The 13,154-nt window shown below is 38.8% G+C and carries 15 protein-coding genes, 4 pseudogenes and 1 other annotated feature; of the genes and pseudogenes, 14 read left to right on the top strand and 5 right to left on the bottom strand.

Annotated features, from left to right (window positions below; all coding sequences use genetic code 11):
- Positions 1–139 precede the first annotated feature (139 nt).
- Positions 140–628 carry an EbsA family protein gene (locus O3640_RS03905; protein WP_008808776.1) on the top strand — a complete coding sequence of 163 codons (489 nt, stop codon included), beginning with the start codon at positions 140–142 and terminating at the stop codon, positions 626–628.
- On the opposite strand, the gene O3640_RS03900 is transcribed toward O3640_RS03905, so the two are convergent.
- A complete protein-coding gene (locus O3640_RS03900; protein ID WP_282187224.1) occupies positions 625–822 on the bottom strand; it encodes a ferredoxin in 198 nt (65 codons plus the stop codon). The two genes, O3640_RS03905 and O3640_RS03900, sit on opposite strands and share 4 nt — an antisense overlap.
- A gap of 45 nt (positions 823–867) precedes the next feature.
- On the opposite strand from O3640_RS03900, the gene O3640_RS03895 reads away from it, so the two are divergent.
- The 6 genes from O3640_RS03895 (at position 868) to O3640_RS03870 (ending at position 3,966) form a co-directional block, all read left to right on the top strand.
- Positions 868–1,317, top strand: a complete 450-nt coding sequence (locus tag O3640_RS03895) for an SAG1386/EF1546 family surface-associated protein (protein WP_012000446.1) — start codon at positions 868–870, stop codon at positions 1,315–1,317.
- Between the two features lie 9 nt (positions 1,318–1,326).
- Entirely contained in the window at positions 1,327–2,004 is a 678-nt protein-coding gene (gene cmk / locus O3640_RS03890) for a (d)CMP kinase (RefSeq protein WP_012000447.1), read from the top strand.
- A gap of 26 nt (positions 2,005–2,030) precedes the next feature.
- Positions 2,031–2,160, top strand: a sequence feature (ribosomal protein L20 leader region).
- A gap of 115 nt (positions 2,161–2,275) precedes the next feature.
- Positions 2,276–2,806 carry a translation initiation factor IF-3 gene (infC, locus tag O3640_RS03885; RefSeq protein ID WP_008808772.1) on the top strand — a complete coding sequence of 177 codons (531 nt, stop codon included), beginning with the start codon at positions 2,276–2,278 and terminating at the stop codon, positions 2,804–2,806.
- A 34-nt stretch (positions 2,807–2,840) separates the two neighbouring features.
- Positions 2,841–3,041 carry a 50S ribosomal protein L35 gene (rpmI, locus tag O3640_RS03880; RefSeq protein WP_001125942.1) on the top strand — a complete coding sequence of 67 codons (201 nt, stop codon included), beginning with the start codon at positions 2,841–2,843 and terminating at the stop codon, positions 3,039–3,041.
- Between the two features lie 50 nt (positions 3,042–3,091).
- Positions 3,092–3,451: a 50S ribosomal protein L20 gene (gene rplT, locus O3640_RS03875; protein WP_000124830.1), complete on the top strand. Its 360-nt coding sequence runs from the start codon at positions 3,092–3,094 to the stop codon at positions 3,449–3,451.
- A 134-nt stretch (positions 3,452–3,585) separates the two neighbouring features.
- Complete coding sequence (locus O3640_RS03870) at positions 3,586–3,966, top strand: VOC family protein (RefSeq protein ID WP_045634900.1); 381 nt, start codon at positions 3,586–3,588, stop codon at positions 3,964–3,966.
- Between the two features lie 65 nt (positions 3,967–4,031).
- Here O3640_RS03870 and O3640_RS03865 read toward each other — a convergent pair whose 3' ends face one another.
- A complete protein-coding gene (locus O3640_RS03865) occupies positions 4,032–4,772 on the bottom strand; it encodes an amino acid ABC transporter ATP-binding protein (RefSeq protein ID WP_195321858.1) in 741 nt (246 codons plus the stop codon).
- Positions 4,772–6,157: pseudogene (locus O3640_RS03860) on the bottom strand (amino acid ABC transporter substrate-binding protein/permease); the annotation flags it as partial. The gene O3640_RS03865 and the pseudogene O3640_RS03860, both read right to left, overlap by 1 nt.
- 452 nt (positions 6,158–6,609) lie before the next feature.
- Here O3640_RS03860 and uvrB point away from each other — a divergent pair.
- The 7 genes and pseudogenes from uvrB (at position 6,610) to O3640_RS03825 (ending at position 12,032) form a co-directional block, all read left to right on the top strand.
- Complete coding sequence (gene uvrB / locus O3640_RS03855; RefSeq protein ID WP_002904675.1) at positions 6,610–8,598, top strand: excinuclease ABC subunit UvrB; 1,989 nt, start codon at positions 6,610–6,612, stop codon at positions 8,596–8,598.
- Positions 8,599–8,705: 107 nt separating this feature from the next.
- Positions 8,706–9,482: a hypothetical protein gene (locus O3640_RS03850; RefSeq protein ID WP_061600340.1), complete on the top strand. Its 777-nt coding sequence runs from the start codon at positions 8,706–8,708 to the stop codon at positions 9,480–9,482.
- 31 nt (positions 9,483–9,513) lie between these two features.
- The gene (locus O3640_RS03845; protein WP_061600342.1) at positions 9,514–10,011 is read left to right on the top strand and encodes a GNAT family N-acetyltransferase; all 498 of its coding nucleotides are present in this window, start codon (positions 9,514–9,516) and stop codon (positions 10,009–10,011) included.
- A 36-nt stretch (positions 10,012–10,047) separates the two neighbouring features.
- Positions 10,048–10,593, top strand: a pseudogene (locus tag O3640_RS03840) (DUF1697 domain-containing protein).
- Positions 10,583–11,120: pseudogene (locus tag O3640_RS03835) on the top strand (hypothetical protein). Before O3640_RS03840 ends, O3640_RS03835 begins: the two co-directional pseudogenes overlap by 11 nt.
- Positions 11,098–11,541 carry a hypothetical protein gene (locus O3640_RS03830; protein WP_061600346.1) on the top strand — a complete coding sequence of 148 codons (444 nt, stop codon included), beginning with the start codon at positions 11,098–11,100 and terminating at the stop codon, positions 11,539–11,541. Before O3640_RS03835 ends, O3640_RS03830 begins: the two are co-directional and overlap by 23 nt.
- A 23-nt stretch (positions 11,542–11,564) precedes the next feature.
- On the top strand, positions 11,565–12,032 hold the full coding sequence (locus O3640_RS03825) for an 8-oxo-dGTP diphosphatase (RefSeq protein ID WP_195321862.1): 468 nt from the start codon (positions 11,565–11,567) through the stop codon (positions 12,030–12,032).
- A gap of 41 nt (positions 12,033–12,073) precedes the next feature.
- Here the strand turns inward: O3640_RS03825 and O3640_RS03820 are convergent, their stop codons facing one another.
- Positions 12,074–12,586, bottom strand: a complete 513-nt coding sequence (locus tag O3640_RS03820) for a transcription repressor NadR (protein ID WP_012000458.1) — start codon at positions 12,584–12,586, stop codon at positions 12,074–12,076.
- Between the two features lie 38 nt (positions 12,587–12,624).
- Positions 12,625–13,151: pseudogene (locus O3640_RS03815) on the bottom strand (hypothetical protein).
- Between the last annotated feature and the right edge of the window lie 3 nt (positions 13,152–13,154).

Below are 13,154 nucleotides of genomic sequence, written 5' to 3'. Positions count from 1 at the left end.
TGGTTGAAAGCAATCCTAAAGGTTGTTATTTCACCACTTTTTATTTTGAAAATTTCTTATAAAATAATCATTTTATAGGATGATTTATACTCCCATTTTTTCTCAAAATGTGCTAAACTAGTTAGAGGAGGATGAGGATATGATAAAGATTTTTGGACAACTTCGATATCACTGGCAACCAGATCTTTCAATCTTAGTTATTTATTGGTCTTTATCTGTCATTCCAATCTTTATTGGACTGTCTTTGATGTATGAGAGTTCGGATGTTCCTACTTTAGTCTTGTTTTTCCTGTTTTTATTTATGGTTTTACTTGGTGTAGGAGTTCATCGTTATTTTACCATTTATGATAATGGGATTTTACGCATCATAACAGCTAATCCCTTTACGCCATCAAAAATCGACATATCAACCATTCGAAAAGTGGCTGTAACGAAAACATCGATCACACTATATTTTGATGGCAAAGAAAAAGGCCGAACTTTTTGTATGAGAAAGTGGCCTAAAAAGTATTTTGTGAATGATTTAGCTTTAAATAAGCATTTTAAAGGTGAAGTCGAATTAGTTGATAACTTGACACACATTGATTACTTTGAAACCTATTATGCTAATCAGGATAAACACTCTTAATCTTTTTTTAGAGCGTGTGTTGGACAATTTTTGATTGCTTCAAGAACATCATCTGATTCTTCAATATGAGTTTCTAGGAGCTCATCATTGTGGGAAAATTTGACAATACCATTGTCATGGTAATCAAAAAGTTCAGAATAGGTTTGGCAGAGCCCACAAGCAATGCATCGTTCTGGGATGAGTGTTACTTTCATAGTCATATTGTAATAAGATTTTTGAAAAAATTCAAGGAGGAAGTCATGGCAAAAGAACCATGGGAAGAAGATATTTACGATAATGGAGAAAAAGATTTGAAAAGAACAAAAAAATCGAGTGATGTTTTAGCGAATAGAGTACTAACTATTTTAGCGGTTATTTTCTTCATCATGGTCATTGTGATTGTTGCAGGAATGATTTATCTTTCTGTTGGTGGCGGTGGGAAAAAAGCCGCTAAAGAAGGTTTTCTTGATACTAGTGCACCTGCTAGTAGTCAAGTAGCTAGTTCTGCACCTGCTGCAAGCTCTGAAACTAGTTCTGAAAGCACAACAGCTTCATCTGAAGGAACTATTACTGTTCAAGCTGGAGAAGGAGAAGCAGCCATTGCTGCTAGAGCTGGAATTTCTATTGCTGAATTAGAGCGCTTAAACCCTTCTCATATGACAACTGGATCATGGTATGCTAATCCAGGCGATGTTGTTAAAACTCGTTAGGAGGATACTATGAAACAGATTCAAATCGCAATTGATGGTCCAGCTTCCAGTGGGAAGTCCACGGTTGCAAAAATAATTGCTAAAGATTTGGGTTATACTTATCTTGATACAGGGGCTATGTATCGTGCAGCAACTTACCTAGCTTTGCAACATCAGCTGACTGCTGCAGATACAGAAGATATTATTAGACTGTTGGATGACTATTCTGTGAGTTTTGGTCGTTCTGAGTCTGGTCAACAATTAGTTTTTGTTGGGGATGTAGATGTGACTAATCCTATTCGCGAAAATGATGTTACCAATAATGTTTCTTGGGTTTCTGCTATTCCAGAAGTTCGGGAAAAATTAGTATCTCTTCAGCAACAAATTGCAAGTCAAGGTGGTATTGTCATGGATGGTCGTGATATTGGCACGGTCGTGCTACCAGATGCCGAGCTCAAGATTTTCTTAGTAGCTTCAGTTGATGAACGAGCTGAACGTCGCTATAAAGAGAATCTAGAAAGAGGGATTTCTGCAGATCTTGAAGTCTTGAAGAAGGAGATTGCTGACCGAGATTATAAAGATAGTCACCGTAGTGTTTCTCCTTTACGTCCGGCCGATGACTCCATCACATTTGATACAACAGGAGTAAGTATTTCTGATGTAGTAGCATTTATTGAGGAAAAAGCAAAAAAAATTCTTGACAAGTAATAAGAAACTTGGTATGATAGTAGAGTTGAGAAAAGCAGAAGTGAGAGCTTCTCGCCTTGCGACTAACGTTGTCTGGCTCTACGGATTAAGTTTCAGTAATGAAATACTATCATGTAGTGCGGGCTTGCGTTAGCAAGTCCGCTCTTGTTTTTCTCGAATACTTAACTAAGTTTGGTCTAATTTAGGAATTAAATGCTAGTTGGTTCATGACGTAAACATTGAGTTCTAGAATTTTGATTCAGATTTGGAAGAGTAGAAAAATAAAAAAGAGGTGAAAACTATAGCAAAGCAAGACTTATTCATCAATGATGAAATCCGTGTACGTGAAGTTCGTTTAATTGGTCTTGAAGGTGAGCAATTGGGAATTAAGCCACTTAGTGAAGCGCAAGCACTTGCTGACGATGCTAATGTGGACTTAGTTTTGATTCAACCACAAGCTAAGCCGCCTGTTGCGAAAATTATGGACTATGGGAAGTTCAAATTTGAGTATCAGAAAAAACAAAAGGAACAACGTAAAAAACAAAGCGTTGTAACTGTAAAAGAAGTGCGTCTTAGTCCGACCATCGATAAGGGAGACTTTGATACTAAACTTCGCAATGCACGCAAGTTCCTTGAAAAAGGAAATAAAGTTAAAGTTTCCATTCGCTTCAAAGGGCGGATGATTACCCATAAAGAGATTGGGGCTAAAGTTTTAGCGGAATTTGCTGAAGCAACTCAAGATGTTGCCATTATTGAGCAAAGAGCTAAGATGGATGGACGTCAAATGTTTATGCAGTTAGCACCGCTTCCAGACAAAAAATAATTTTGTCAAAAGTTAAAAAAAGGAGAAATTTATCATGCCAAAACAAAAAACACACCGCGCATCAGCTAAACGTTTCAAACGTACAGGTTCTGGTGGCTTGAAACGTTTCCGTGCTTACACTTCACACCGTTTCCACGGAAAGACTAAGAAACAACGTCGTCATCTTCGTAAAGCATCTATGGTGCATTCAGGAGATTTCAAACGTATCAAAGCAATGCTTACTCGCTTGAAATAAGAGCAAGTTAATCACTGAACAATTCTAGGAAATATTGGAGGAAATAAAACATGGCACGTGTTAAAGGTGGCGTTGTATCGCGCAAACGTCGTAAACGTATTCTTAAATTAGCTAAAGGTTACTATGGAGCAAAACACATCTTGTTCCGTACTGCAAAAGAGCAAGTAATGAACTCTTACTACTATGCATACCGTGACCGTCGTCAGAAAAAACGTGACTTCCGTAAATTATGGATCACTCGTATCAATGCGGCAGCTCGTTTGAACGGACTTTCATACTCACAATTGATGCATGGTTTGAAATTGGCTGAGATTGAAGTTAACCGTAAAATGTTGGCTGACTTGGCTGTTAACGATGCAGCAGCTTTCACAGCTCTTGCAGATGCAGCTAAAGCAAAACTTGGTAAATAATATCAAATTGGTCCTCAGGGACCTTTTTTCTTTTTAAAATATTAGTATTTAAAAAAACATGACGCTTTATAAAATCGATAAATAGGAACTTAGTCTTGAAAATGTTATAATATACAAAAGGAGGAATTATATTTATGGCTTCAAAAATGTTACACACTTGCTTGCGAGTTGAGAGTCTTGAAAAATCAATCGCATTCTATCAAGATGCTTTTGGATTTAAAGAATTACGTCGTAAGGATTTTCCAGATTATGCCTTCACCATTGTCTATCTAGGACTTGATGGTGACGACTATGAATTAGAATTAACTTATAATTATGATCACGGTCCTTATGTCGTAGGTGATGGATTCGCTCACATTGCACTTAGCACACCAGATCTTGAGGCTCTCCATCAAGAACACAGTGCTAAAGGTTATGAGGTTACAGAACCAAAGGGGCTTCCAGGTAATCCACCAAACTATTACTTTGTTAAAGATCCTGATGGCTACAAGGTCGAAGTGATCCGTGAGAAATAAAAGGGATATAGTTTTATATTTCAAAAAATAAAACAACTCCGGCAATATTTTTTGCCGGAGTTGTTTTATACATTAAGAACTTTGTCTAGGAAATCTTGTAAGCGTGGATGCTGAGGATTGTCGAAGATTTGGTCAGGTTTTCCATCTTCAAGGAATTCACCATCTGCTGTAAAGATAACACGATTAGCTACTTGACGTGCAAAGCCCATTTCGTGAGTTACTATAATCATTGTCATACCTTGCTCTGCCAATTCTTTCATAACATTTAGAACGTCACCGACCATTTCTGGGTCAAGAGCAGAAGTAGGCTCATCAAAGAGCATAATATCGGGGTTCATAGCTAAGCCACGAGCGATAGCGACACGTTGTTTTTGGCCACCAGAAAGGCTATTAGGGCTAGCATCGGCTTTGTCAACGAGTCCAACCTTTTCTAGCAATTCCATTCCCAGGGCATCCGCTTCAGCTTGGCTCATACGCTTATGCTGAACAGGAGCGAAGGTGATATTTTCAAGAACAGTCATATGTGGAAATAGGTTGAAGTGTTGGAAAACCATTCCGATATTTTCACGAACTAAGTCTACATTAGTGTTTTTGTCGGTTAGATCAAAACCATCAACAGTGATGGTACCACTAGTAACTTCTTCAAGTAGGTTAAGACTACGAAGAAAAGTTGACTTTCCTGATCCAGAAGGACCGATAATACAAACGACGTCCCCTTCATAAAACTTAGCAGTAATACCTTTAAGGACTTCATTTTCTCCATAGTATTTGTGAAGGTCATTTACATCAATTTTTAATTTTGCCATTATTGGATCCTCTTTTCTAAGCGTTTAGCTAATCTAGTAAGGAAAGTAATAATCAAAAGATATAAAACAGCGAGAATAGCGTACATACGGAAACTTTGATAGTTACGAGCGATGATGTTCTTACCTGTTTGGAAGAGCTCTACAAGTCCGATTGCTGATACGATTGTAGTATCTTTAAGCGCAATTACAAATTGGTTGACAAAGTTTGGAAGCATGATTTTAGTTGCCTGTGGTAAGATGATTTTTCTCATAGTCTTAGAATAGGAAATACCCAAACTCCGGCTTGCTTCCATCTGTCCTACAGGTACTGCTTGGATACCGCCACGCACAATTTCAGCAATATATGCGCCTGAATTAAGAGAGAGAGCAATGGTACCAGCCACAAAATCGTTAATAGGACTTTGCTGGTTTGTAATTGATTCAATCAAGTTCGGTATACCCCAGAAGATAAAGGCAGCAAGAATCATAAGTGGAACACCACGAATGACGTCGACAAAGATTTCAGAGATCCAACGTAGTGGTTTATAAGGGCTGACACTAAACATTCCAAAGATAATACCAATTACTAAAGCAATAGCAAAAGAAAGAAGCGCTAAAGCGATAGTTACACCAAAACCTTTAAGAAGTTGAGGATAATTATTCTTTAAGAGTCCCAAAATAGTTGATTCATCAACTTCTGATTCAGAAGAATTATCGGCTAGGTATTTTTCAAGAATCTTATCGTAAGTTCCATTCTTTTTCAAGTTAGCTAGTCCATTGTTGAACATTTTGATCAATTCAGGATTGCTACCTTTTTTAACAGCGAAAGCCAATTTACCACTAGGAGTTCCTTTGATAGGTGTTTTAAACTTTTTCCCTTGCTTAATGGCATATCTAATAACAGGTTCATCATCCATGATAGCTGCTACTGAACCAGAATTCAGACTATCATAGAGAGAAGCGCCATCAGAAAATGTCTTAATTTTGTAACCATATTTTTTTTGATTATCTGTTAAGAAAGTTTGAGAGGACGTCCCGTTTTTAACACCGACCGTTTTCCCTTTTAAGTCTTCATAAGAAGAGATGGTGCTGGATTTAGCTACAGCTAAGATTGAGTTTGCTGAATAGTAGGAATCTGAGAAATCGAAAGTCTTTTTTCGTGCATCAGTTACAGTCATTCCCGCAATCATACCATCGGCATGACCGGTTTGTACATCGTTTAGTGCTACATCAAAACCAGGATTTTTAATGGTAATATTGAAGCCCTGATCTTTAGCAATGGCTTTGATCAAGTCCATATCAATACCTGTATATTGATTGTTGTTGTCTTGAAAAACGAAAGGTGCGAAAGAGGAATCACTGGAAATAACATATTTTGATTTCACAGGTGTTGCTTTATCTTCCGCATGAACAACGCTACTAGCAAAAGTAAGTAGCGCAGAGAATGTTAGTAAAAGTGCTATAATTTTTTGTTTCATACTAGTCTCCTTTTTAGAATATTGTATGATTATATCAGAAATTCGCAAGGATAGCAAATTTTTAACGAGTCAATGTTAGGTTATATGACATAAGATGATTGGGGTTATAGATTTTTAGAAACATGCCTTATTTATTGATTGCCCTATTCTAGTTATCATTTTCAAGCAATTAACAGTTTTGTTATTTTAATAAGATTTGTTACCTATGTTTCAAAAATACAATTTGCATAGTTTAGAACGAACTTTATTCTTGTCTGTCAATGAAATGTAGGATAAAAAAAGAATGATGATAGAGTTGCAGACCACTAGCTCACATCCAAATCCAGAGAAAATAGGGCAAATATGGTAAAATGATAGAAGCACAATTTGAGGAATGAAAGATGATTAACAGAATAACAGATAATAAATTTGAATTGGTTTCCAAGTATGAGCCTTCAGGAGATCAGCCCCAGGCTATCGAGCAGCTGGTGGATAACATCGAGGGGGGCGAGAAGGCCCAGATTCTCATGGGGGCGACTGGTACTGGTAAGACTTATACCATGAGTCAGGTTATCGCTCAAGTCAACAAGCCGACTCTGGTTATCGCCCATAATAAAACGCTAGCCGGCCAGCTGTATGGTGAGTTCAAGGAGTTCTTCCCCAATAACGCGGTGGAATACTTCGTTTCCTACTATGATTACTACCAGCCTGAGGCCTATGTGCCTTCCAGCGATACTTATATCGAAAAGGATAGCTCGGTCAATGACGAGATTGATAAGCTCCGTCACTCAGCGACATCTGCCCTTCTAGAGCGCAATGATGTGATTGTCGTGGCTTCTGTCTCTTGTATCTATGGTCTGGGTTCACCTAAGGAATACTCCGATAGTGTGGTTAGCCTGCGTCCTGGACTAGAGATTTCTCGTGATAAGCTACTCAATGACTTGGTAGATATCCAGTTTGAGCGCAATGACATTGATTTTCAGCGGGGGAAATTCCGGGTTCGTGGTGATGTGGTAGAGATTTTCCCAGCTTCTAGGGATGAGCATGCTTTTCGGGTGGAGTTTTTTGGAGATGAGATTGACCGGATTCGTGAGGTTGAAGCCTTGACAGGTCGAGTCTTGGGCGAGGTGGACCATTTGGCCATCTTCCCAGCCACCCACTTCGTGACCAATGAAGACCACATGGAAGTAGCCATTGCTAAGATTCAGGCGGAGCTGGAGGAGCAGCTAGCTATCTTTGAGAAGGAAGGCAAGCTTCTGGAAGCCCAGCGCTTGAAACAGCGCACAGAGTACGATATCGAAATGCTGCGCGAAATGGGTTATACGAATGGTGTTGAGAACTATTCTCGCCACATGGATGGTCGGAGCGAAGGAGAGCCGCCTTATACCCTTTTGGACTTTTTCCCTGATGACTTCTTGATTATGATTGACGAGAGTCACATGACCATGGGACAGATTCGCGGTATGTACAATGGCGACCGCTCTCGTAAGGAGATGTTGGTTAATTATGGTTTCCGCTTGCCGTCTGCCTTGGACAACCGTCCGCTGCGCCGAGAAGAATTTGAAAGCCATGTTCACCAGATTGTCTATGTATCGGCTACGCCGGGCGACTATGAAAATGAACAGACGGATACTGTTATTGAGCAGATTATCCGACCGACAGGGCTTCTGGATCCAGAGGTGGAAGTCCGCCCAACTATGGGACAGATTGATGATCTTTTGGGTGAAATCAATGCACGTGTTGAAAAGAACGAACGCACCTTTATCACAACCCTGACCAAGAAGATGGCGGAAGATTTGACGGACTACTTCAAGGAAATGGGAGTCAAGGTCAAGTATATGCACTCGGATATCAAGACATTGGAGCGGACTGAGATTATCCGTGATTTGCGCTTGGGTGTCTTTGACGTTTTGGTTGGGATTAACCTGCTACGCGAGGGAATCGACGTTCCTGAGGTAAGTTTGGTTGCCATTCTTGATGCAGACAAGGAAGGTTTCCTCCGCAACGAACGGGGTCTTATCCAGACTATTGGCCGGGCAGCCCGCAACAGCGAAGGGCATGTTATCATGTATGCCGATACCATGACCCAGTCCATGCAGCGCGCTATCGATGAAACTGCCCGCCGCCGGGCAATCCAGATGGCTTATAATGAAGAGCACGGCATTGTACCGCAGACTATTAAGAAAGAAATCCGTGACCTGATAAGCGTGACCAAGGCAGCCCTGCCAGACAAGGAAGAAACTGTCGAAATCGAAAGCCTCAACAAGCAGGAGCGCAAGGACATGATTAAGAAACTGGAAGGTCAGATGCAAGAAGCTGCCGGACTTCTGGACTTCGAACTGGCCGCACAGATTCGCGATATGATTCTGGAAATCAAGGCGATGGATTGAAAAATATAATCTGTACCAAAGTTGCAAACTAAGCGCTTAATTACATCTCTAGTCAATGAGTCGCTATGTAAAAAATAAGTTAGAGAAGTTTAAGTGGGGGAATTGAAGTGAAAAAGGATCTAATTAAACTAATACTTATTTTCTTTATTTCAATTTTTGTGATAGGCATGATACCGATAGTTCAATTGCTTTGGGCATTTTTGCCGACAAAACTTGTTACAAAAGAGGAAAAGCAGCATATTGAATATGTTGTGAACACAGCTTTTGAAGATGATTTAGGATTGAAGGTTAAGAAAATAGAGATTCCAACTTTGGTTAGTCGTGTTACTTATCAATATTATGTAAAAGTTCAATTGGCAGAAGGTGCAGAGAAAATTTTAACAGAGAAGTTAGAAGATAGGACTTATTCCTATTATGCTAATAGTGATGATAAACCATCTTCGATACTAACAAATCTTATCTTTTCTTATGTCTTAGATACAAATTCCCATCCTATGTTGAATACCTTATATTTTGATAAAGAGTCTGTTCTAAAGCCAGTGAAATTTAAGGAGCTGAAAACAGATTTAGATTACGATGTAACTGATGACCAAAAAGGGTTTTATCGTGATTTGGTTCAAATTAAAAAAGAACTAAAGTATAATCCCAAGACAGAGAAGTATGATGCTTCAGCAGATGAAATAAAGAAATTGAGAAAAGATATGATTCAATTGTCAGAAAAGTATGGGGCTCAATTGAATCTGTATCTCTTTCTGGAAGATGATATTCCTGAAGGAGCGAGTCTAACTGACTATATTGATTTTACTAGCTTACCCAAAAATGTTTATGTAGTTGTTTGGGGAGAAAATGGGAAATTAGATAGAAATGGTTTTCAAGCGGAATAATTGAGATAGATTTATTCAAGGAGAAAAACAAATGGACATCACTATCAAAACAATGGAAACAGCTGAGGAGATAGAAGGGAAATCCAGAGTTCATTGGCAGACATGGCGTGAAGCTTATGATGAGATTTTGCCTGCGGAATTTCAAGAGCAGATGACTTTGGATAAGTGCCGATTATATAGTCAAAAGTATCCTGAAAATACCTTGATCGCTTTGGATGATGCTAAAGTGGTCGGCTTTGTTAGCTACGGTGATTTTCGAGATCCAGCTAGGATAGCTGGTGAAATTTTCGCCTTGTATGTCTTAAAAGATTATTATGGCAAGGGTGTAGGACAGCAGTTAATGCAGGCGGCTTTTGCTGCCTTGGATGGTTATCAAGAGATTATATTATGGGTTTTAGAAGATAACAAACGTGCCATCGCCTTTTATGAAAAAATGGGTTTTGTTTTTGACGGTGAGGAAAAAGTCATTGACTTAGGAAAAGCCGTGAAAGAAAAACGGATGATTTACTCGAAAAACTCTAACAGTTAGTTTGGAAATAATAGATATATTTGTAAGGAGCATTATATGCGTTATGCACTTTTACTCCGTGGCATTAATGTTGGCGGGAAAAATAAGGTCGTTATGGCTGATTTGAAGAAGGATTTGGCTGGGTTGGGTTTTGAAAATCCAGTTTCCTACATCAATAGCGGTAATCTTTTCTTTGATAGCGAGGAGCAGGAGGAGAGGATTCGAGAGATATTGTCGGCTTATTTCAGTCGGTCTTACGATTTTCCTCTTCCTTTTGTCCTTGTCAGCTCTACCATGCTTGAAAAAGAAATAGCCAATCTTCCTGCTTGGTGGCAGGATCAAACAGCCTTTCGGCGAGATGTTCTCTTTTATCTGCCAGAAGTAGACAGGGAAAGCGTTCAAGAGCTAGCAGGCAGTTGGGCGAATGACAAGGAGTAGCTGCATTTTGGTCAGATAGCTTTCTTTTATAGCAATGCTGACCAAGCAGACTACCTCAAGTCCAACTATCATAAGAAACTGCTAAAGTCTAGTTTCTACAAGCAACTGACCATCCGAAACGGCAAGACTTTCCAGAAGATTATAGAGTTGGTGAATGAGAAGTAAAACCAAAAAGAAAAATAAAAACAAAAGAAAAGTAAAAGTTCAGGGGAACAAGTTTATTCTTTGGTTGGAAAAGCATTGGATAATAGAAGCTCTTTTAGGTTATATATTCTTTATAATGGTTGGTCTTGGCGTGGGATATTTAACATTTGGTAATGAGGGTATCCCTGCTCCGCTTCGTGAGTTTAGTTATATTAGCCCCTTGTATCTAAATTTGTTTCTTTTGATTACTTTCCCATTCTATTCTTGGTTTGGAAGCCTGAGAGGAGAGGAGCTTAACTCGCTGAAAGACGTTTCCGAATTTTTTCTCTATCTAAATGGCCTGATTTTTCTTTTTCATTGTTTTGTAGGGATTAGATTGAAACACGGAAAAGGGTTTTTACCACCTTTAATCACTTTGGATTCTCGCTATGTCTGGTTTCCGATTGCTACCTACCTAATCTTTTTCTTCATTTCAGCGTTAACGATATTGATTTTAAAATATAATGAAAAAAAAGAGGGAAAAACATGACCAAAGAAAATTTAATTAAATTGTTTTCATTTAAAACACTCTATCTGGCCTTGCTAACCTTCGTCATTCTTCATTTGATTTTGTTAGCTTTTGGTCTATCCTTTACTCCGGTTTTGTGGAATAGTTGGTTTTTCATTCTTTGTTTGACCTTCTTTATCCATCCTTGGATCGTCTTTTTTAGAACAAGAAATTTTCAATGGTACCACCTTATTTTTCAATTATTCAGTGCACTGCTGGCACTTTATCTTTGGTTTGCAGCGTTCTTTGTTTTGTCAATCATCCAGAATCCAGCCATTCCCATCAATATAGACTATCATATACAAGATAAAGAAATCATCATTGTTAGAGGTTTTGTGGTCCATAGTACCTATGAACACCATGAATTGATCAATCCATTTATCATGAAGTCAGAAGTAAAATACAACGGAGATATGTTTTAATAATTTAGAAAGCGAGCGAATCAATGTCACGTGCCCAAGAAACAATTTTAACTAATATTTGCCTTATAGAAGATCTCGAGAATGAACGTGTGGTTATGCAATACCGCTCTCCTGAGCGTAATCATTGGTCTGGCTATGCCTTTCCGGGTGGCCATATCGAGAAGGGCGAATCTCTCCATGATGCGGTTGTGCGTGAGATTTTAGAAGAAACAGGTTTAACCATTCGTCATCCAAAATTGGTCGGGGTAAAGAACTGGCATACAGATGATGGGATTCGCTATATCGTCTTTTGTTATAAAGCGACTGAATTTTCTGGTCAGATTCACTCGACAGAAGAGGGCGAGATTTCTTGGGTAGACAAGGATGCTCTTCCAAAGCTAGACTTAGCCTATGATATGCTGGAACTTCTGCGTATGATGGAAGATGAGGAGCTTTCGGAATATTACTATCACGAGCGGATAGAAGGTGGTTGGCGTAAAAGTATGTACTAAAAAGACTGACTAGGTTAAATCCTAATCAGTCTTTTTCTTGTTTACTCCAACAAAAACCCCAAATCCCTCAAAGCAGTCTCAACATAATCCAGATCCTGTTGAGAGTCAGCTTGGATCAGGTGATAGTGAACTCCATCTGTCAGCTCAGATAAAGGACGGAATTGAGATCCTTCGACCTGTTGAAGAAAATGTTGGACATCACGGCGACAGGTCAGCTTCAGGTAAGTCTGTATTTCACCATAAACTGGATGCTCAATCAGAATATTCTGGACTCGACCACCATTATCAACAATGGCTAATAGTTCAGCTTCCATATCTTCTACGCCATGTTTAATCTTGAATAGCCGATGAAAAGTAGGAATGTCGTCAGCTCCTTTATATAGATATCCACGATTAGTGGATAGGATAGGAGCACCATCAGCTCTAAGCAAGGCAATATCTTGAACAATAATCTGCCTGGTAACATGGAAATGCTCAGCCAAAGCTTGACCATTGATAGCAACACTAGATTGTTTTAAAAGTTCTAATAATTTTTCTTTTCTTTGCTTTGTCATAGCTTCATTTTAAGACAAATAGGAATAAGTTGCAAGGCTTATCTAATTTTTTTCAAAGCTTGGAAAATAAAATCGGAAATCAGAAAGTCTACGATACTGTGAATAATAGTACCAAAGCCAACCAAGATAAACAATAAATAGAAAAGATTACCACTTGGATAAGCAGTGGAGCTGTAAAAAATAACGCAGACCACCACTTCCCCTAATGCGTGGATAATGGCCATTACAATATTGAAAATCCACTTCTTAATTGGATTATTTAAGGTTTCGGGAGCTTTCTTCAAGTAGATAGCCCCAAGGGTACCGAATACAATATGAGAGAAAGCACGTAGGACAATTACAAATGGATAACCAGCTATCAAAAAACCATAAGTAGATCCTAAAATGACAATCACAGTCATTAGAGGCGAGATAAACATAGCCAGAAAGATGGCGACGTGGCTCCCCAACGTATAAGAAGCAGGGGGGATGACAATTTTCAAGGGCATAACCATAGGAATGGCAATGCTAAGGCTGTGAGCAAAGCGGTTATGGTTAAAAATTGATTTTTAGATTTAATTTTCATTAT

Source organism: Streptococcus sp. 27098_8_75 (assembly GCF_041432475.1).
Classification (GTDB): Bacteria; Bacillota; Bacilli; order Lactobacillales; family Streptococcaceae; genus Streptococcus; species Streptococcus gordonii.
This window is presented reverse-complemented; position numbering and strand designations above follow the sequence as displayed.

Bases quoted from the DNA above. Each gene is read 5' to 3' on its own strand.
- O3640_RS03905 (WP_008808776.1), top strand. From the start codon at position 140: ATGATAAAGATTTTTGGACAACTTCGATATCACTGGCAACCAGATCTT.
- O3640_RS03900 (WP_282187224.1), bottom strand. From the start codon at position 822: ATGAAAGTAACACTCATCCCAGAACGATGCATTGCTTGTGGGCTCTGC.
- O3640_RS03895 (WP_012000446.1), top strand. From the start codon at position 868: ATGGCAAAAGAACCATGGGAAGAAGATATTTACGATAATGGAGAAAAA.
- cmk (WP_012000447.1), top strand. From the start codon at position 1,327: ATGAAACAGATTCAAATCGCAATTGATGGTCCAGCTTCCAGTGGGAAG.
- rpmI (WP_001125942.1), top strand. From the start codon at position 2,841: ATGCCAAAACAAAAAACACACCGCGCATCAGCTAAACGTTTCAAACGT.
- rplT (WP_000124830.1), top strand. From the start codon at position 3,092: ATGGCACGTGTTAAAGGTGGCGTTGTATCGCGCAAACGTCGTAAACGT.
- O3640_RS03870 (WP_045634900.1), top strand. From the start codon at position 3,586: ATGGCTTCAAAAATGTTACACACTTGCTTGCGAGTTGAGAGTCTTGAA.
- O3640_RS03865 (WP_195321858.1), bottom strand. From the start codon at position 4,772: ATGGCAAAATTAAAAATTGATGTAAATGACCTTCACAAATACTATGGA.
- uvrB (WP_002904675.1), top strand. From the start codon at position 6,610: ATGATTAACAGAATAACAGATAATAAATTTGAATTGGTTTCCAAGTAT.
- O3640_RS03845 (WP_061600342.1), top strand. From the start codon at position 9,514: ATGGACATCACTATCAAAACAATGGAAACAGCTGAGGAGATAGAAGGG.
- O3640_RS03830 (WP_061600346.1), top strand. From the start codon at position 11,098: ATGACCAAAGAAAATTTAATTAAATTGTTTTCATTTAAAACACTCTAT.
- O3640_RS03825 (WP_195321862.1), top strand. From the start codon at position 11,565: ATGTCACGTGCCCAAGAAACAATTTTAACTAATATTTGCCTTATAGAA.
- O3640_RS03820 (WP_012000458.1), bottom strand. From the start codon at position 12,586: ATGACAAAGCAAAGAAAAGAAAAATTATTAGAACTTTTAAAACAATCT.